This is a genomic window from Arthrobacter sp. zg-Y1116 (genome assembly GCF_024385485.1).
Lineage (GTDB): Bacteria > Actinomycetota > Actinomycetes > Actinomycetales > Micrococcaceae > Arthrobacter_B.
Genome location: NZ_JANFLR010000001.1, coordinates 706,010 through 724,209, shown reverse-complemented (window position 1 = coordinate 724,209; position 18,200 = coordinate 706,010). Strand labels below are relative to the sequence as shown.

At 66.8% G+C, this 18,200-nt stretch carries 18 protein-coding genes, 1 tRNA gene, 1 pseudogene and 1 riboswitch; of the genes and pseudogenes, 11 read left to right on the top strand and 9 right to left on the bottom strand.

Annotated features, from left to right (window positions below; translation table 11 throughout):
* Window positions 1-63: 63 nt before the first annotated feature.
* The 6 genes from NNX34_RS03355 to NNX34_RS03330 form a co-directional block, all read right to left on the bottom strand.
* A complete protein-coding gene (locus NNX34_RS03355) occupies window positions 64-990 on the bottom strand; it encodes an AEC family transporter (protein ID WP_255765111.1) in 927 nt (308 codons plus the stop codon).
* A 9-nt stretch (window positions 991-999) separates the two neighbouring features.
* On the bottom strand, window positions 1,000-1,461 hold the full coding sequence (panD, locus tag NNX34_RS03350; RefSeq protein WP_227919251.1) for an aspartate 1-decarboxylase: 462 nt from the start codon (window positions 1,459-1,461) through the stop codon (window positions 1,000-1,002).
* 113 nt (window positions 1,462-1,574) lie between these two features.
* Window positions 1,575-1,648, bottom strand: a tRNA-Gly gene (locus tag NNX34_RS03345).
* A 117-nt stretch (window positions 1,649-1,765) separates the two neighbouring features.
* Window positions 1,766-2,044, bottom strand: a complete 279-nt coding sequence (locus tag NNX34_RS03340; RefSeq protein ID WP_255765110.1) for a protealysin inhibitor emfourin — start codon at window positions 2,042-2,044, stop codon at window positions 1,766-1,768.
* Complete coding sequence (locus tag NNX34_RS03335) at window positions 2,041-3,108, bottom strand: M4 family metallopeptidase (protein ID WP_255765109.1); 1,068 nt, start codon at window positions 3,106-3,108, stop codon at window positions 2,041-2,043. The genes NNX34_RS03340 and NNX34_RS03335 overlap by 4 nt, the downstream gene beginning before the upstream one ends.
* A gap of 137 nt (window positions 3,109-3,245) precedes the next feature.
* Window positions 3,246-3,728 (bottom strand): SseB family protein, encoded by a 483-nt coding sequence (locus NNX34_RS03330; protein ID WP_255765108.1) that lies wholly within the window; start codon window positions 3,726-3,728, stop codon window positions 3,246-3,248.
* A 69-nt stretch (window positions 3,729-3,797) separates the two neighbouring features.
* Here NNX34_RS03330 and NNX34_RS03325 point away from each other — a divergent pair, with 69 nt between their 5' ends.
* Together NNX34_RS03325 and dcd are read left to right on the top strand one after the other, a co-directional pair.
* Window positions 3,798-4,652, top strand: a complete 855-nt coding sequence (locus NNX34_RS03325) for a tryptophan 2,3-dioxygenase (RefSeq protein ID WP_255765107.1) — start codon at window positions 3,798-3,800, stop codon at window positions 4,650-4,652.
* A gap of 22 nt (window positions 4,653-4,674) precedes the next feature.
* Window positions 4,675-5,295 carry a dCTP deaminase gene (dcd, locus tag NNX34_RS03320; protein WP_227919236.1) on the top strand — a complete coding sequence of 207 codons (621 nt, stop codon included), beginning with the start codon at window positions 4,675-4,677 and terminating at the stop codon, window positions 5,293-5,295.
* Between the two features lie 203 nt (window positions 5,296-5,498).
* Here dcd and NNX34_RS03315 read toward each other — a convergent pair whose 3' ends face one another.
* Window positions 5,499-6,875 carry an MFS transporter gene (locus NNX34_RS03315; protein ID WP_255765106.1) on the bottom strand — a complete coding sequence of 459 codons (1,377 nt, stop codon included), beginning with the start codon at window positions 6,873-6,875 and terminating at the stop codon, window positions 5,499-5,501.
* Between the two features lie 201 nt (window positions 6,876-7,076).
* Between NNX34_RS03315 and NNX34_RS03310 the strand changes: the two genes are divergently transcribed.
* The 6 genes and pseudogenes from NNX34_RS03310 to mnhG all read left to right on the top strand — a co-directional run.
* Window positions 7,077-10,103 carry a Na+/H+ antiporter subunit A gene (locus tag NNX34_RS03310; protein WP_255765105.1) on the top strand — a complete coding sequence of 1,009 codons (3,027 nt, stop codon included), beginning with the start codon at window positions 7,077-7,079 and terminating at the stop codon, window positions 10,101-10,103.
* Window positions 10,100-10,585, top strand: a complete 486-nt coding sequence (locus NNX34_RS03305) for a Na(+)/H(+) antiporter subunit C (RefSeq protein ID WP_255765104.1) — start codon at window positions 10,100-10,102, stop codon at window positions 10,583-10,585. The genes NNX34_RS03310 and NNX34_RS03305 overlap by 4 nt, the downstream gene beginning before the upstream one ends.
* A complete protein-coding gene (locus NNX34_RS03300) occupies window positions 10,582-12,192 on the top strand; it encodes a Na+/H+ antiporter subunit D (RefSeq protein WP_255765103.1) in 1,611 nt (536 codons plus the stop codon). The genes NNX34_RS03305 and NNX34_RS03300 overlap by 4 nt, the downstream gene beginning before the upstream one ends.
* Complete coding sequence (locus tag NNX34_RS03295; RefSeq protein ID WP_255765102.1) at window positions 12,189-12,785, top strand: Na+/H+ antiporter subunit E; 597 nt, start codon at window positions 12,189-12,191, stop codon at window positions 12,783-12,785. The genes NNX34_RS03300 and NNX34_RS03295 overlap by 4 nt, the downstream gene beginning before the upstream one ends.
* Window positions 12,782-13,042 (top strand): monovalent cation/H+ antiporter complex subunit F, encoded by a 261-nt coding sequence (locus tag NNX34_RS03290; RefSeq protein WP_227919225.1) that lies wholly within the window; start codon window positions 12,782-12,784, stop codon window positions 13,040-13,042. The genes NNX34_RS03295 and NNX34_RS03290 overlap by 4 nt, the downstream gene beginning before the upstream one ends.
* Before the next feature lie 4 nt (window positions 13,043-13,046).
* A pseudogene (gene mnhG / locus NNX34_RS03285) lies at window positions 13,047-13,415 on the top strand (monovalent cation/H(+) antiporter subunit G); the annotation flags it as partial.
* A 209-nt stretch (window positions 13,416-13,624) separates the two neighbouring features.
* Here mnhG and NNX34_RS03280 read toward each other — a convergent pair.
* Window positions 13,625-13,888: a DUF4235 domain-containing protein gene (locus NNX34_RS03280; protein ID WP_227919224.1), complete on the bottom strand. Its 264-nt coding sequence runs from the start codon at window positions 13,886-13,888 to the stop codon at window positions 13,625-13,627.
* 91 nt (window positions 13,889-13,979) lie between these two features.
* A riboswitch (TPP riboswitch) is annotated at window positions 13,980-14,114 on the top strand.
* A 90-nt stretch (window positions 14,115-14,204) separates the two neighbouring features.
* On the opposite strand from NNX34_RS03280, the gene NNX34_RS03275 reads away from it, so the two are divergent.
* From NNX34_RS03275 to NNX34_RS03265, 3 genes are read left to right on the top strand one after another with little or no spacing between them, the layout of a single operon-like run.
* On the top strand, window positions 14,205-14,822 hold the full coding sequence (locus NNX34_RS03275) for an ECF transporter S component (protein ID WP_255765101.1): 618 nt from the start codon (window positions 14,205-14,207) through the stop codon (window positions 14,820-14,822).
* Window positions 14,823-14,824: 2 nt separating this feature from the next.
* Window positions 14,825-16,453, top strand: a complete 1,629-nt coding sequence (locus NNX34_RS03270) for an ABC transporter ATP-binding protein (RefSeq protein ID WP_370647215.1) — start codon at window positions 14,825-14,827, stop codon at window positions 16,451-16,453.
* Entirely contained in the window at window positions 16,450-17,253 is an 804-nt protein-coding gene (locus NNX34_RS03265) for an energy-coupling factor transporter transmembrane protein EcfT (protein WP_255765100.1), read from the top strand. The genes NNX34_RS03270 and NNX34_RS03265 overlap by 4 nt, the downstream gene beginning before the upstream one ends.
* A 20-nt stretch (window positions 17,254-17,273) precedes the next feature.
* On the opposite strand, the gene NNX34_RS03260 is transcribed toward NNX34_RS03265, so the two are convergent.
* Entirely contained in the window at window positions 17,274-18,161 is an 888-nt protein-coding gene (locus tag NNX34_RS03260; protein WP_255765099.1) for an aminodeoxychorismate lyase, read from the bottom strand.
* Between the last annotated feature and the right edge of the window lie 39 nt (window positions 18,162-18,200).

Below are 18,200 nucleotides of genomic sequence, written 5' to 3'. Positions count from 1 at the left end.
GTTTGACCATATGCCTTGAACGTAATTTACGCCACATTCCTGCCGGTCAAACCGGGCGTTTCATCAGGTCAGCAGGGCTGCGGCCAAGACCAGCACGGGCAGCGAGGCAATGGTGGTGAGCAGCACGGTGTCCTTGGCCACCAGCACGCCTTCTTCGTAGCGGGCAGCAGCAACGAAGACATTCTGGGCGGTGGGAAGGGCAGCGGTGACCACGACGGCGAAAAGCAGGTGTCCTTCCATCCCCAGGATGAAGCGGGCCAGCAGGAAAGCCAGCAGCGGTTGGACAAGGAGCTTGAAGGCAGAGGCGAGGATGACGTCGGCCCGCCTGCCGCCGTCGGCATTCAGGGGCCGCGACCCCACCAGCGAAAGCCCGAAGGCAAGCAGCATGGCGGGAACCGCTGCACCGCCGATCAGGGACACCGGTTCATGGATGATTTCGGGCAGCTGCGTGCCGGTGGCGGCCAGCAGCAGGCCGATCAGCGAGCCGACGATTATCGGGTTGCGGACCACCTGCGCGGCGAAAACCCGGACTGAGGTCCGCCGGCCGCTGGTGGCCGAATCCATCATCATCAGGAAGAGCGGGGTGAAGAAAGCGAGCTGGAAAATCAGCACGGGTGCGATATAGGCGGCGTCCCCGAGGACGTACACGCAGATGGGCAACCCAAGATTGGCGGCATTGACCAGGGACGAAGACATGGCCGAAATAAGCATTTCCGGCAGCGGCCGGCGCAGCCACCAGCGGGTAATGAGCACATAGAGGACCGCCGTGGCCCCGGCGCTGGCGGCGGCCACCAGCAGCGGAAACGAGAAGACAGTGGGCAGGTCCGCATCGCTGAGGGTAACGAGCAGGAGCGCGGGCGATGCAACGAAGAACGCCAGGCGGCTCAGTACGGTCTGGGCGTTTTCACCAAGTATGCCGAGCCGGCCGATGGCATACCCGGTAAGGATGATGATCCAGACAACGGCGAATCCGGTGAGTACCCCCAGCACCGGATGCTGCTATCTGGCTTCGGCTGCGGCGCCCGGGTTGCCGGCCATGACCTGAGTGTTGTCCAGGGCCAGCGGAGGACGCTCGGTGCCTTCCGTCACGGCCTCGGCCGGGTCCGTCCCCAGTTCCAGGATCCGGTTGGCGGAATCAACGTGGACAACCGTCGGCACGAAGGAGCGGGCCTCATCGGTGGTCATATCGGCATAGGTAATGAGGATGACCGTGTCGCCCACATGCACCAGGTGGGCCGCTGCACCGTTGATGCCCAGCACCCCCGAGCCGCGTTCGCCGGCGATGGTGTACGTCTCAAGCCGGGCGCCGTTGTCGACGTCGACGATCGAGACGAGCTCGCCGGGCAGGATGTCCGCGGCTTCAAGGAGGTCAAGGTCAACCGTCACGGACCCCACGTAGTGCAGGTCGGCATGGGTCACCGTGGCGCGGTGGATTTTGGACTTAAACATTTTCCGGTTCATCGCGGATAAGTCTACGCCGAATACCCCGGACTTTGAGCCGGGGGTTGACACGCTGACAGCGAAAGTGCAGGTGCAGCACAGCGCAGGGGAAGGGGTGGAGTCTTGCCCCGAAGTGGAGCGGGCGACGGGAATCGAACCCGCGTATCAAGCTTGGGAAGCTAGCGCTCTACCATTGAGCTACGCCCGCAGTGTCCGGAAGGAATCCGGCACAGCTCCTAACTTTACATGGAACCCGCCGGTTGCCTAATTCGTTTGCCGGTGCTGCCGAAAGGTTTCCGGACGGGTTGCCCAAACACCGGCCGGCCTAGTCTTCGGAGCCCTCGCCGGGTTCGGAATCGGCGCCGGCGCGGGCCCGCTCCACGAGTTCGCGCCACCTGCCCTTGACCTGCCGCTCCGGGATGGTGACGGCGGCCGGGCCCACGGAGATCTCATACGTGAACCGGTCCGGTTCGCTGTCCGGGGCTTCGGGCGGATCGCTGAGGAGCGGCAGCCACCGCTCCTGTGCCTCTTCGGAGCTGACCTGCGTGCTCCAGGTGCGCTGCATGCCCGCAAAGCCGCCGCTGCGCACTACAACCAGTCTCATACCAAGACGTTAACCTCTTTCCATGCGGCCTGCACAGCAGTACTTTCCTCCGTCCCCGCTCCGTACCGTTTTTCCGCTGCGGTGACCGTGGCGGCGGCGAAGACGGCGAAGGTGGCGTCGGAGGGAAAATTCCGTTCGGTGATGGTGTCGTACCAGATCTGGCCGGCGCGTTCCCAGGCATACCCGCCCAGGGCTTCAGCCACCAGGTAGAAGGCGCGGTTGGGGATTCCGGAGTTGATGTGGACACCGCCGTTGTCCGCCGCGGTCTTCACGAAGTCAGCCATGGACGCCGGCTGCGGATCCTTGCCAAGCACGTCGTCGTCGTAGGCAGTGCCCGGTGCCTTCAGGGACCGCAGTGCCTGCCCCTGCACCAGGTCCGTAAACAGGCCTTCGCCAACCAGCCAGCCGGCCTGGTCCGCTGTCTGTCCCAGCAGTTTCTGCTCGACCAGGACGCCGAAGACATCCGCTACTGATTCGTTGAGTGCCCCGGACTGGTCACGGTAGTCCAGCTGCGCGGTGTACTGGATGATTCCGTGGGCCAGCTCGTGGCCGATCACGGTGAGGGATTTGCTGAAGCGTTCAAACACCTCGCCGTCGCCGTCTCCGAGCACCATCCGGGAACCGTCCCAGAAAGCATTGTCGTAGGCGTGTCCATAGTGGACGGTGGCCTCCAAGGCCCGCCCCGCGCCGTCGAGCGAGGATCGTCCGTAGGCATCGCTGAAGAGACGGTACGTGGCGCCGAGGCCGGCGTAGGTTTCGTCCACCGCCGGGTCGCCCGTGTCCGGTTCGCCCTCGGTCCGCACTACCGTGCCCGGCAGTTCCTCCAGGCCCAGGGCATCGGAGATGGTGCGGCGCAGGGACGGGGTAAACGCCGTGCCTGATCCGCGGGACGGCGCAGAACGCGGCGCCGAGCGCGCGGATTCCACGCCGTCGATCCCGGTCAGGGCGCGGCGGGCCGCCTTCGCCGCCGTTGCCTTTGCAGGGTCTTCGGCGGCGGCCAGGCGGGCAAGCAGATACGGCGGAACGATGGAACAGATCGAAGAAGCAACGCTTGAGTTGGTCACGGTACAGCCCTCCCTCTGTTGTGAGGTTCCCCAGCGTAGGCCCCGGCACTGACACTGCAAGCGCTAGGCCTGCAAAAACGGCATCAAATGGCCATAACGCAACCTAATCGGCTGTTTTCGACCCTTCTACGGCTGGATCAGTCCTGTTCCGTGCCGGCAGGGTCCTGTGCCTGCGCGGCGGCCTTTTCGGACGCTTCGACAAGTGAAGCCACAACGTCCGGGCCGATCTCCAGCCCTACTTCGTGTCCCGGATTGACGGACATGCCGTATCCCGGGGCAATGCTGCGGATGGTGGCTTCGCCGCTGGCCTTGACGACCACCGGTGCTGCTTCGCGCAGCTGCGCGGGGATGCGGTCCGCGGAGGTGAAGGTGGCAGCCACGGAGTAGTCGGCGTCCGGGGCCTTCAGGACCACTGCCTGGAAGGTGGAGGGATCGTCGGCCTTCGTCAGGCGCCCCACGCTGAGCAGTTCCGACGTCCAGATGACGGACATGACCTCGCGGTTGGTGAGCCTGCCCTCACGGCCGGCGGTGATGGCTTCTTCAAGCGCGGCGCCGGGCGCTTCGACGTCGTCCTGGGCCAGCGGCATTGTCGGGATCTCGGGGGTGTTGTCCGGTTCCATGGGGACTCCTTCTCAGGGCTCGGTGCCAAAACCCCAAGTCTGGCATATGGAGCGGATACCGTGGTGGGCATGAGTCCGAACGAGAACACCCGCAGCCTCGAAGCAGGCATCGAGCGGGACTTCAGCGACAAGATGAGCTACGGGTCCTACCTTGCCCTGGATGAACTGCTATCCGCGCAGCATCCGGTGAGCAGCCCGGAGCACCACGACGAGATGCTGTTCATCATCCAGCACCAGACCTCGGAACTGTGGCTGAAGCTCGTCCTGCATGAGTTGCTGGCCGTGCGTGCACGCCTGGCGGCGGATGACCTGCGTTCGGCCATGAAGGGAATTGCCCGGATCAAGCACATCCAGCGCTCGCTGACTGAACAGTGGTCCGTGCTGGCGACGCTGACCCCGTCCGAGTACTCCGAATTCCGCGATGACCTGGGCGCCTCGAGCGGCTTCCAGTCCTACCAGTACCGTGCCGTCGAGTTCCTGCTGGGCAACAAGAACGAGGCAATGATTGCGGTGTTTGCGGCAGACCCCGCCGCTCAGGAGCTGCTGTCCGGCCTGCTTTCCGAAACCAGCATCTACGACGAGTTCATCCGCTATCTTGCCCGCCGCGGCTATGCCGTGGCGCCGGAGCTCCTGGACCGCGACGTGACGCAGGCACATGTGTATGACGAGTCACTGCTGGCGGTCTACAAGTACGTCTACGAAAACGCCGCCGGGAACTGGGATGTCTATGAGGCCTGCGAAGAGCTGGTGGACCTCGAGGACAATTTCCAGCTGTGGCGTTTCCGACACCTGAAAACCGTGGAACGCACCATCGGCATGAAGCGGGGCACGGGCGGTTCCAGCGGTGCCGGCTTCCTGCGGCGTGCCCTCGAACTGACGTTCTTCCCCGAGCTCTATGCGGTGCGGACCGAAATCGGCCGCTAGGGGCATGCGCTATTTTTGAAGAGTGCTGATTTCTGACCGCGACATCCGAGCCGAGATTGCCGACAACCGGATTGCCCTGGACCCCTATGACCCCGCCATGGTCCAGCCTTCCAGCGTCGATGTGCGCATCGACCGCTTCTTCCGGCTATTCGACAACCATAAGTACGCCCACATCGACCCCTCGCAGGATCAACCTGAGCTGACCCGCCTGGTGGAAGTGGATCCGGATGAGCCGTTCATCCTCCACCCCGGGGAGTTTGTCCTGGGTTCCACCTACGAGCAGGTGACCCTGCCGGACGATATCGCCGCGCGGCTGGAGGGTAAGTCCTCGCTGGGCCGGCTTGGGCTGCTGACACACTCCACGGCGGGCTTCATTGATCCCGGCTTCTCCGGCCACGTCACGCTGGAGCTTTCCAACATGGCAACGCTGCCCATCAAGCTGTGGCCCGGCTCCAAGATCGGCCAGCTGTGCTTCTTCCGGCTCAGCTCCCCGGCGGAGCACGCGTACGGCTCGGGCCGCTACGGCAACCGGTACCAGGGCCAGCGGGGCCCGACGGCGTCGCGCAGCCACCTGAACTTCCACCGCACCGATGTCACTGCTGCGTCGAATGACGAGGACACGGCGGGCGTCAGCGCCTCCTAAGGGCTGGCGAGGACGCGGCGGGACCGTCCGGCTGGAGGGCCTGGCGGAGGCGGCACCGTCCGGCTGGAGGGCCTGGCGGAGGCGGCTTTAATATTCCAAGCGAGCTCTGCGAGCGAAGGAATTTCGTTGCCGCCGTAGCCAGGCCCGTAGGCCGGTCCCGGGGCCAGGCCCGTAGGCCGGTCCCGTAGCCAGGCCCGCGAGCCCTACTCCTTACCGACGGGCAGAGCGGTCCGTGCAGCGGGGGAGCGGACCGGGAGCAGCACCAGCAGGCCGATCAGCAGCACGGCCATGATGCCGATGATGCCGTACCGCTGGGAGCCGAAGATCACGATGCAGGTGGAGAACAGCATGGGGGCCAGGAAGCTGACCGCCCGCCCGGTGGTGGCATAGAGGCCGAACAGCTCGCCTTCCTTCCCTTCCGGGGCGAGCCTGGCGAGGAACGCCCGGGACGCTGACTGGGCCGGGCCCACGAACAGGCACAGCAGCAGGCCGAAGATCCAGAACGTGGTGTCGCCGGTCCACTGCAGTCCAAACAGGTCCTGGTCATCCGGGCCCAGCACCACAATGGCCGTGCCGGCAAGGATCAGTCCGATCAGCGAACCGACGATCACGGCCTTGGGGCCGGAGCGGTCATCGAGGAAGCCGCCGACCACGGACCCGGCGGCGGCGACCACGTTGCCGAAGATGGCGAACATAATCACCTCCGACAGTTCCCAGTCGAAAGTGCCGGACGCGATAACGCCGCCGAAGGTGAACACTGCCGCCAGGCCGTCGCGGAAGACGGCGCTGGCGAGCAGGAAGTAAATGGTGTGCGGGTCGGTCCGGAAGAGGGCCTTGATGCGCTTGAAGAGGAGCTTGTAGGACGCAAGAATCCCCAGCCGTGCCAGCGCCTCCTGCCGGGGAACCTCGGGCACGGTGAACATCAGCGGCAGGGCGAACAGCAGGAACCAAACGGCGGAAAACAGTGCAACGAAGCGGATGTTCATTCCGTCCTCGGAGGTGACGCCGAACCAGCCGACGTCGGGCTGCACAAAGCCCACGAGTACCAGCGCCAGGGCAGCGATTCCGCCTACATAGCCCATGGCCCAGCCCAGGCCGCTGATTTTGCCGACGGTAGCCGGTGTGGAGATCTGGCTGAGCATGGCGTTGTAGTTCACGCCCGCAAATTCGAAGAACAGGTTTGCCGCGGCGATCAGTGCCACACCCAGGATCAGATAGTCGGGCGACGGGAAGACGAACCAGCACGACGCGACCAGGGCGCAGGTCAGCAGGGTGTTGACGGTGAGCCAGGTGCGGCGGCGTCCACCCGCGTCCGACCGTTGGCCGGTGACCGGCGCGAGGACGGCCACGGCGACGCCGGCAAGGGCGAGGCCGGCGCCGAGGACGGCGGAGTTCTCGTCTTTATCCCCGAATTGGGCGGACGTCAGGTAGACGGTGAACACAAAAGTGGTCATCACTGCATTGAAGGAAGCGGACCCCCAGTCCCAGGCAGCCCAGGCCGCCACCTGTTTCCAGCGTGCAGGTGCGGAGGCGCGCGGCGCGGGGACACCCGGAGACGTATTTTTTGTGCTGAGACTCATGCCGCTGAGCCTAGCGGCTGCCGCGGCCCGGAACGGTATTCAACCCCCAAAACGCCGGTGGCCGGTTCCGGTGCGGAACCGCCCGAATAGGAGGGCGTAGGTATGCCATGGGTAGAATGTACATACGACCTTGACCGCCCCCCTTGATAACTGCAGCCAAAATCAGGCTGAAACATCGACGAAAAAGCCCGGGAGATCATAGTGCTGTTTGTGCTCACCGTTTTGTTTACGGTGGCATTGGTTGCGCCCTTGGTGTTCCGCAAAGTCGGCCGGTCGGCGTTCTACATCCTCGCGGCCTTCCCTGCCGCCGCGTTCATTTGGCTGATAGCCACTTTCCCCCGGTACACCGGTGCAGACCAGACGCTGGCCTCCGGCGCCCCGAACGCGCCGCCGTCGGTCACCATTGCCTGGATTCCCGACCTCCGGGTGGAACTGGCCTTCCGGATGGACACCCTTGCGGCCGTGCTGTCCATCCTGATCCTCGGCGTAGGCGCCCTGGTCCTCTTCTACTGCGCCCGGTACTTCCGGCCGAATGACCCGAAAATGGGCAGCTTCGGTGCCCAGCTGCTGGCGTTCGCCGCCGCCATGTTCGGCTTGGTTACGGCGGATGACCTCATCCTGCTGTTCATTTTCTGGGAACTGACCACCATCCTTTCCTACCTGCTGATCGGGTACTCGGCGCACCGGCTCTCTGCCCGCCGCGCGGCCCTGCAGGCACTGATCGTCACCACCTTCGGCGGCCTGGCGATGCTGGTCGGCATGATCATGCTCGGCACCGCCGCAGGGACGTACCGGATTTCGGAAATCCTGGCGCAGGCACCGGAACTGGTGAACGCCGGGACGATGGTCAACGTTGCCATCGCCCTGCTGCTGGTCGGCGCCGTCTCCAAATCCGCCCTCGTGCCCTTCCACTTCTGGCTGCCCGCCGCCATGGCGGCACCCACCCCGGTCAGCGCCTATCTGCATGCCGCCGCGATGGTGAAGGCCGGCATCTACCTCATTGCCCGGCTGGCCCCCGGCTTCTCCGAGACGCTGCTGTGGCACCCCATCGTGCTGCTCCTGGGCCTGACAACCATGCTGCTGGGCGGCTGGCGCGCCCTGCGCCAGTACGACATCAAACTGATCCTCGCCTACGGCACGGTCAGCCAGCTCGGTTTCCTTACCCTGGTGGTGGGCCTCGGCAGCCGGGAGGCCGCAGTCGCCGGGATGGGCCTGCTCCTGGCGCACGGCTTCTTCAAGGCGACCCTGTTCCTGGTGGTCGGGATTATCGACCACCAGGCCGGCACCCGGGACATCCGCAAACTCTCGGGAATCTTCCGGGCAGCACCGAAACTGGCCGTCGTCGCCGTCATCGGTGCGGCATCCATGGCCGGTGTGCCGCCGCTGCTGGGCTTCGTGGCCAAGGAATCGGTCTATGAGACCTTTGTGCATTACGGCGAGCAGCAGGGCACCATCGCCGCCTGGCTCCTGCTGGCCGGCGTGGTGACCGGTTCCATCCTCACCTTCGCCTACAGTGCCCGCTTCATCTGGGGCGCCTTTGCAGCCAAGGAGGGCCGCACACCTACCCCGTTCAAAGCGGTGTCCTGGTCCTTCCTCGCCGCTCCGGCGATCCTGGCCGGTGTCACAGTACTGTTCGGGCTCTGGCCTGCACCGCTGGATTCTGCGATTGCGTCCTACGCGGATCTCTTCCCGGCCGAAGGCAAGCCCACCCACCTGGCCCTCTGGCACGGCCTGACCCCGGCGCTGGGCCTGACCGTGCTCACCCTCGGGGTCGGCGTCGTCCTGTTCCTGCTGGCCCGGCAGGTAGAGGACCTCCAGCGGGACGTGGCCTTCCCTGTCGACGCCGAGCGGTCCTACCGAGGCGCCATCGGGGTACTCGACGACGTCGCCGTGTGGGTTACCGGGCGCACGCAGCGCGGTTCGCTGCTGTTCTACCTGTTCGTCATCCTGACCATGGCGATCCTGACGCCGCTGACGGCACTGATCCTGCGGTCCGCGCCCCTGCCGCAGGACTTCCGCTGGTTCGATACTCCGCTGCAGGCCGTGATCGGCGCTGCAGTGGTCCTGGGCGCCGTTGCCGCGGCCCGCGCGACGAAGCGTTTCCTGGCCGTGCTGATGGTGTCCGTCAGCGGTTACGGCATTGCGCTGATCTTCGCGCTGCAGGGAGCCCCGGACCTGGCCCTCACCCAGATGCTCGTCGAAACCATTGTCCTGGTGGCGTTCGTGCTGGCCCTGCGGTCCCTGCCGGCCCGCTTGTGGAAGCGCGAGCCCAAGCGCCACCGCTTCCTGAGGGCACTGCTGGGCATCGCCTTCGGCGCCAGCATGGTCGTGTTCGCCATGACCGCCATGGCTTCCCGTGTCGCCACGCCCGTATCCCTCGACTTCCCGCAGCTGGCCTACGACGGCGGCGGTGGTTCCAACATTGTCAACGTCACCCTGGTGGATATCCGTGCCTGGGATACATTCGGTGAAATCACCGTGCTGGCCATCGCGGCCACGGGCCTTGCCTCCCTGATCTTCGTCCGCGGACGCGGCGACAAGCGGCGCCGTGCCGAGGGCGTGGCCAGCGGTTCCGTGGACCGGGGGCGGGAGCAGTTTGCCCCCACTGCCCGGCGCCAGGCCACCCTCGTTATGGCCCGCAGGTTCTCCAGCGTGGGCCGTGACGCCTGGCTGGTGGCCGGCCGGACGCTGGCGCCCGAGCGCCGGTCCATCATCTTCGAGGTGATTACCCGGCTGCTGTTCCACTCCGTCATCCTGTTCTCCGTCTACCTGCTGATTGCCGGCCACAACCTGCCCGGCGGCGGGTTCGCCGGCGGGCTGATGGCCGGACTGGCGCTGACCATCCGTTACCTGGCCGGCGGCCGCTTCGAGCTGGCCGAAGCCAGCCCGGTCAGTGCCGGAACGCTGCTGGGCGGCGGCTTGGGCGTGATTGCCCTGTCCGCTGCGGCGCCGCTGTTCTTCGGCGGGCAGATCCTGCAAAGCGCAATCCTCAAGTTCACCTGGCCGATTTTCGGGGAGGTCAAATTCGTCACCTCCACGATCTTCGACATCGGCGTGTACCTGGTGGTGGTGGGGCTGGTGCTGGATGTCCTGCGCAGCCTGGGCTCGGAGATCGACGAGCGCAGCGAGGGTGATGCCGACGACGAGGACGACGACGAAAACACTGTGGAGGAACCGGAAATCATCGACGTTGCCGCCCGTCCCGAAGAGGAAGAGGTGTCACGGTGACTGTTAACCTCACCCTCCTCGTGGTCATGGGGTGCCTGTATGCAGCCGGCATCTACCTGCTGCTTGAGCGGAGCCTGACCCGGGTGGTGCTTGGCCTGGCCATGCTCACCAATGCAACGAACATCCTGCTGCTCGCCACCGGCGGGCCGGCGGGGCTCGCACCGATCTTCAACAAGGACATTGCCGCGGATGCCTACAACGATCCGCTGCCGCAGGCCTTCATCCTGACCTCGATCGTCATTTCCTTCTCGGTCACCGCCTTTATGCTCGGCATCATTTACCGGTCCTGGGTGCTGGGCCGGCAGGACGAGGTCCAGGACGACGTTGAGGACCGGCGCGTGGCAAGCCAGAGCAGCTTCGACGCCGAAGATGACGCAGACGTCCCGGAGGACACCACGGAATTCACACCGCCGGAGGAAGCCGAAGAGGCTCCCGGCTCCCAGCGCGGCAACACACCAAACGAACCGGAGGTGAACCGATGAACACAGCCAGCCTTGCACCGCTGGCGGTGGTGCTCCCGGTCTTCGGTGCCGCCCTCGCGTTCATCCTGATCCGGCACCAGCGCGCCCAGCGGGTAGTCAGCATCAGCATCCTCAGCGGAACCCTGATCCTGGAAATCGTCCTGCTGGGCTCCGTCTGGACGGCAGGCGCGCAGGCCGTGAACCTGGGTGCCTGGCTTCCACCGTTCGGCATCACCATGGTGGTGGACCAGTTCTCCGCGTTGATGCTGGTGGTCTCTTCGGCGATCAGCCTCTCCGTGCTGATCTATGCCGCCGGCCAGGGCATGGCCGACGGCGACGAAGACGGACCCATTTCGATCTTCCACCCGACCTACCTCATCCTGGTGGCAGGCGTTTCCAATGCCTTCCTCGCCGGGGACCTGTTCAACCTGTACGTGGGCTTCGAAATCCTGCTGACCGCCAGCTATGTCCTGATGACCCTCGGCGGGACAACGCCGCGGATCCGCGCCGGCGTGACGTATGTAGTGGTCAGCGTGGTGTCGTCGCTGCTGTTCCTGATTTCCATTGCCATGGTCTACGCGGCCACCGGCACCGTGAACATGGCCGACCTGGCCCTGAAGCTCGGCGAGCTGGATCCGGCGACCCAGCTGATGCTGCACCTCATGCTCCTGGTGGCATTCGGCATCAAGGCCGCCATTTTCCCGTTGTCCTTCTGGCTGCCGGACTCCTATCCCACCGCACCGGCCCCGGTCACCGCTGTGTTCGCCGGCCTGCTGACCAAGGTGGGTGTGTATGCCATGGTCCGCACCGAGACCCTGCTCTTCCCCGGGGACAGGATCAACACGCTGCTGATGGTGGTGGCGGGGCTGACCATGCTGGTGGGCATCCTGGGTGCCCTGGCGCAGACCGACATCAAACGTATGCTCTCCTTCACCCTGGTCAGCCACATCGGCTACATGGTGTTCGGCCTGGCGATTGCCTCCGTGATGGGCATCGGTTCCACCGTGTTCTACGTGGTGCACCACATTACGGTGCAGACTTCGCTGTTCCTGGTGACGGGCCTGATCGAACGCCGCGGCGGAACCGCCAACATGGACCGGCTCGGCGGGCTGGCACGGCTGTCGCCGCTGCTGGCGGTGCTGTACTTCATTCCCGCCATCAACCTGGCCGGCATCCCGCCGTTCTCCGGCTTCCTGGGCAAGCTCGGCCTGATGCAGGCGGGCGTGGACCTCGGCACGCCGCTGGCCTACGTCCTGGTCGGTGCAGGAGCCGCCACCAGCCTGCTGACCCTGCTGGTCATGGCCCGGGTCTGGAACCGTGCATTCTGGCGTACCCCCGAGGATGCCGTGCACCCGGATCCCATCCTGCTGGCCACCAGCACCGACGGATCCAGCCTGCGCAGCTCCGAGCATGTCATCGAGCATGCCACGGGACGGTTCTCCGGCAGGGAGTCCGTGGACCTGCTGCCCCGGACCATGGTGTACCCGACCGTGGGCCTGGTTGCCCTCGGCGTCGCCCTGACCGTGGCTGCCGGACCACTGTTTTCCCTCAGCGACGACGCCGCCCGGGACCTGCTGGACCGCACCCCGTACATTGAAGCGGTACTGGGCGAGGGGGCAGCACAATGACCAAGGAAGCACGCATGCGCAGCCGGTCCCGCGTTCCGCTGCTGCAGGAACTGCCCCTGCTGATCTGGCTGGTGTTCCTGTGGGGGGCGCTGTGGCAGGACTTCAGTGCCGGGAACCTGGTCTTCGGGGCGGTGATCGCCTTCTTCGTGGCGAACATCTTCTACCTCCCGCCCGTGGAACTCAGCGGCAGGTTCAACCCGCTCTACGGGCTGCTCTTCGCCGGACGCTTCCTCTACAAGCTGGTGCAGGCCAGCTTCCATGTGCTCTGGCTCGCGCTAGTCCGCGGCCCGCGGATCCGCAACGGGGTCATCGGGGTGAAGCTGCGCAGCCGCTCGGACCTGCTGGTCACGGCCACCGGCCACGTGCTCTCCCTGATCCCCGGCTCGTTGATTGTCGACGTCGACCGTTCCACCTCGACCCTGTACCTGCACGCGCTGAACGTGTCCACGGCGGAACAGGCCGAAAAGGTGCGGGCCGATGCCCTGGACGCCGAGGCCTGGCTGATCCGCACCCTGGGAACCAAAGAGGAGCTGGCCGCCCTGCGCGCCGAAACCGCTGAAACACGGAAACGAAAGATTGGAGGCCGGGCATGATGAGCGCAGCTGTGGTGGCCGTGTCCGTCATGTTGGCAGTGGCCGGCGCCGGCGCCATTTACCGGATTGCCCGGGGCCCCTCGATCCTGGACCGGGTACTGGCCTCGGACGTGCTGCTGGCCATTGTGGGTGCGGCCCTGATCACGGACATGATCGTTTACCGCAACCTGGACTACCTGGCCCTAGTGGTCGCTATCTCCCTGATCGGCTTCATCGGCTCCGTGACCGTTGCCCGTTTCGTAACGGACAGGCGGTAGCACCATGGAGGAGACCGTCTATGACGTGATCACAGCCGTGCTGATGCTCGGCGGCGCCCTGATGTCCCTGGCCGCCGCCATCGGCCTGATCCGATTCCCCGACCTGCTCAGCCGTATGCACGCAGCCACCAAACCCCAGGTGCTGGGGCTCCTGCTGTTCCTGCTGGCCATGGCCGTGGAATTCCGCAGCTGGAAGCTGCTGCCGATCCTGTTCGTGGCCTGGATCTTTATGCTCCTGACCGCACCGGTCTCGGCCCACATGGTGGGCCGCGCCGGTTACCGGACCAAGCACCTGCGGCCTGAACTGCTGGTCATCGACGAACTGGACGACGTCGTCGAGCGTGCACAGCGACTGCTCCGGGAAGCGGAAGAGGAAGTGCTCGAAGACGAGGATGACGATCCGCGCGTGGACGACGATCCGGGGCACAGCTACACCGGGGAGCTCGACGACGACGAGATGCTGCGCGCCCGCGGAACCGGCGCAGGCGGGGCGTTAAACAGCGACGCCCAGCGCCCGGGGAAAAACCCCGAGGGCTGAGCGCGGCTCCTCCGCCAAAGGCGGAGGCTTCGATAATCGAAGGCTTAGACGATTTCCGGCGTCTTCTGGTAGCGCTGGATGGCCCGCTGCGTGCCGCGGTTGGTCAGCACGCGGATGACCTGGCTGACGGCACCCGAAACCACGGCGAACGCCACGGCGGAACGGAGGCTGTTTTCCAGGCTGCCCTCGGCATCCTTCGGCGGCTCGTTGCCGGTGGCCTTGGTCCAGGCGAAGTCCAGCACCTTGGCGGCGACGATTCCGGAGAGGATGCTCGCTCCGGTTCCGAGCAGTTTGAGGATCAGGTTCATGAATACTCCTAGCTTCGGGCGTTTTTCCTAACCCTACGGTACCTGTTTGCCCGTCGCCGGATCAGGAACACGTGTGTAGAGTGGAACCGCAAACATACGACAGGGGAGCGCCGTCCCGCAGCAGGTCTTCGGACCGCGAAGGACAAGGCGCTGAGAGTGCGGATATCCGCAGACCCTCGAACCTGATCCGGTTAGTACCGGCGAAGGGAGTCGAGAACTCAGGGAAATTCCCCGTTGGCCGGCAACGGCCCGCGGGGAAGCGCGCCGGTTTACCGGTGCAGCATCACCCTCCCCTCCTGACCTCAGGAGGATATTCATGAAAGACCAATCCGCAGCACCCGACCGCACCCGGCCCGCAGCCCCAAGGCGTTCCTGGCGGGTGGTGGACATTGTTGTTGCCTCCGTCCTCGCGGTGGCCGTGGGCGTGATCTTCTGGGCCTGGTCCCTGGGCTACGCCGGGATCAGCGTACTCACCGCGGCGTTTCCGCCGCTCGCCGGGCTTTACACCGGCGGCTGGCTGATTGCCGGGGTGCTGGGCGGGCTCATCATCCGTAAACCCGGCGCGGCGATCTACTGCGAGATGCTGGCCTCAGCCGTGTCAGGCGTGCTGGGCACGCAGTTCGGCCTCTCCGTGCTGCTTTCGGGCTTCCTGCAGGGCCTGGGCGCCGAGCTGGTGTTCCTGCTGTTCCTGTACCGGCGGTTCTCCCTTCCCGTGGCACTGCTGGCCGGGCTGGGGTCCGGCCTGTTCCTCGGCCTGAGCGAAAACGTCCTGTACAACGTGGAATGGGCTGCACAGTGGCAGCTGCTGTACGTGCTGCTCACCTGCGTCTCGGGAGCGGTCATTGCCGGCGGGCTGTCCTGGCTGGCGGTCCGCGCGCTGGCACGGACGGGTGCCCTTGCACCCTTCGCATCGGGTCGGACGGGAACGGCGTAACGGTGCTGTTCGGGAAGAAGGGCGGGAGACGCCCGCCTGCAGCGGCTTCCATTCCGTTGCGGGACGCCGCCCCGGGCTCCCGACGCCGGCCCCGCCCGGCCGCCGTCGCAGCCCGCGGCTGGGGCTGGCAGCACGGGGGACGGACCGGCTCGGCGGTGGCGGGCCTGGACCTGGTGATTTCCCCGGGTGAGCGGGTGCTGCTGCTGGGTGCTTCCGGCGCTGGAAAGTCCACGTTCCTGCACGCCCTTGCCGGTGTCCTCGGCCCGGATACCGGCGGGGAGGAACATGGGGTCCTGACGCTCGACGGTGTCCATCCCGCGAACGCCCGCGGACGGACCGGGCTGGTCCTGCAGGACCCCGACTCCCAGACCGTCCTGTCCCGGGTCGGAGACGAAGTGGCCTTCGGTGCAGAGAACCTGGCCGTTCCGGCGGCGGAAATCTGGCCGCGGGTGCATGCGGCACTGGCCGACGTTGGACTGGAGGTTCCGCTGGACCGATCCACGGCCGCGCTCTCCGGCGGACAGAAGCAACGCCTGGCCCTCGCGTCAGTGATGGCCATGGAACCGGGCCTCCTGCTGCTCGATGAGCCGACGGCCAACCTGGACCCGGACGGCGTGGTGGAAATCCGCGACGCCGTGACCCGGGTGCTGGACCGCACGGGTGCCACGCTCATCGTGGTGGAGCACCGGGTGGATGTCTGGGCCGGCGTTGTGGACCGCGTTGTTGTCCTCGCCGCCGGCGGCGGCGTGCTGGCGGACGGTTCCCCGGAACAGGTACTGGGCAATCCCGCGCACCGCAGCACCCTGGCGGAGTCGGGTGTCTGGCTGCCCGGTACCAGGCCGGAAATTCCTGGCGGACCCTGGGCGTCGGCTGCGGCCGGTCCCCGGCTGCTGGAGGCCCGCGGGCTGGCCGTTGCGCGTTCGCTCCGCGGTCCCGCCGTGCTCACCGGAGCGGACCTGAGCCTGGACGCCGGCACCGCCGTCGGGATCACGGGACCGAACGGTGCAGGCAAATCCACGCTTGCCCTGACTCTCGGCGGCCTGCTCCGGCCAAGGGAAGGAACCCTCACCGCGGCCCCGGCCCTGGCCGGCGCGGCCCGCCCGGAACCCGGCCGCTGGACCTCCGCGCAGCTGGTGGACCGCATCGGCACCGTCTTCCAGGAACCCGAGCACCAGTTCCTGGCCAACACCGTGCTGGACGAACTGGCCTTCGGGCCGCGGCGGCTGGGCCGGGAGACGGACGCGCAGGTGCTGGCCCGGGTGCACCACCTGGCGGAACGGCTCCGGCTGGACAAACTGCTCGAGGCCAACCCGTTCACGCTTTCGGGCGGGGAGAAACGCCGCCTGTCAGTGGCAACCATGCTTGCCACGGAGCCGTCCATCCTGCTGCTGGACGAGCCGACCTTCGGACAGGACGCCCGCACCTGGGCAGAACTGGTGGCCCTGCTGCGCGGCCAGTTGTCGGAAGGGCGCTGCGTGGTTTCCGTGACGCATGACGCCGAGTTCATCGATGCGCTGGCCTCCCGGAACCTCCGGGCGGCGGGCGGGGTGCTCACCCCTGGTATTCCTGCCGGCCCCGGCGTTCCTGCCGACGACGCCGGAACCGCAAGCGACGTCCGGGTGCGGCGATGAGCGCTGCAGCTGCCGCGGCTCCGGCCCGCCCCGCCGGCACGTTCCTGGCCCGCGCCAACCCGCTCTCCAAGCTTGCCGCGGCTGTGCTGCTGACCCTGGCAGTACTGGTGACGGTGGACTGGGTGAGTGCCGCCGTCGTCCTCACCGCCGAACTGGCCCTGCTGCCGCTGCTGCACATCCGGATCGGAACGCTGGTCCGGCGGATCTGGCCGCTGCTGGCCGCGGCGCTGATCGGTGCGTGGGGCACGGCGCTGCTGGCGGAAAAGACCGGGACGGTGCTGCTCGAGGCCGGGCCGCTGGTGTTCACCTCCGGCTCCGTAGCCGCGGGCATCGCCATCGGGCTGCGCGGCCTGGCGATAGCCCTGCCGGGAATCTACCTGCTGGCCACCACTGATCCCACGGACCTGGCCGATGCCCTGGCCCAGAAACTGGGGCTGCCGCACCGCTTTGTCCTGGGCGCGTTGGCGGCCATGCGTCTGGTGGGGCTGCTGGTGGAGGAATGGCGCACCATCGGACTGGCCCGGCACGCCCGCGGTGCGGGACCGGATGCCGGGGGAGCGGCCCGGCTGCGGGGGTTCGCGGGGCAGTCCCTCGCGCTGCTGGTGCAGGCGATCCGCCGGGCCACCCGCCTTGCGACGGCAATGGAAGCGCGCGGCTTCGGCGCCGCGGAACGGACCTGGGCTCGAACGTCGACCTTCAGCGGGGTGGACGCCGCGGTGTTCGGGGTGGGGGCGGCCGTGTCCGCCGCTGCCGTGGCAGGCGCGGTGGCGGCCGGCACGTTCAACTTCATCCTGACCTGAGGCATCCCGGCCCGGCCGGCTCAGAGGGCCGCGTCCGCCAGCTTGGTGAGTTCGGCGTTCAGGACCTCGGAGAAGGGCAGTTCCCTGCCGTCGATGGAGCGCACCGGCACCAGCAGCCGGATGCTGGACGCCAGCCAGACGCCGTCGGCCGCGAACAGGTCTTCGGGCACCAGCGGCCCGTATCCCAGTTCCCAGCCGGCGGCTTCGGCCGCACGGAAGAGGGCATCCTGCGTGGTTCCGGCCAGGATGCCGCTCCTGCGCTCCGGAGTGAGCAGGGTGCGCACGCCGTTGCGTTCGCGGGCCAGCACCACGGTGGACGTGGGCCCTTCGAGGACCTTGCCGTCGGAGGAGGTGAAGATTGCGTCATCGGCGCCGTTCGCGCGGACGTAGCGCAGGGCCGCCATGTTCACCGCGTAGGAGAGTGTCTTGGCGCCGAGCAGCAGCCACGGAGCCCGGGCGGCCGCCAGGCTGTCATAACCGCGGTCCAGGAGCAGGACCTTGATGCCCTCCATACGCTGCCGTGAAGCATCGGCGGCAGGGGTGACCTGCACCCACGCCGTGGGCGTGCCGGCGCCCTCGACGCCGCGGGTCACCACAAGCTTCACCGCCGCCCGGGCAGGGGACCCGGTGCCGGCGGTTTCCGCCTCCGCGTGCAGGGCGAGCGCCGTGGCAATGGCCCGTTCCCAGGCGCCGCGCGGGGGAATCTCCAGCTCCAGCAGCCGCGCGGAGGACGCCAGCCGGTCCAGATGGGCATCCGGCTTGCGGGGCACGGAATCCACGGCCAGCAGCGATTCGAAGATCCCGTCTCCGCGGGTCACGCCCAGGTCATTGATCATCAGCTGGGGGACTCCGGCGTCGGCCGGGCGTCCGTCGGGAAAGGCGGAATCCAGGAAAACCAGAACAGTCATGGGCCCAGCCTAGCCGCGGCGGGCCCGACCAGCGCGGCC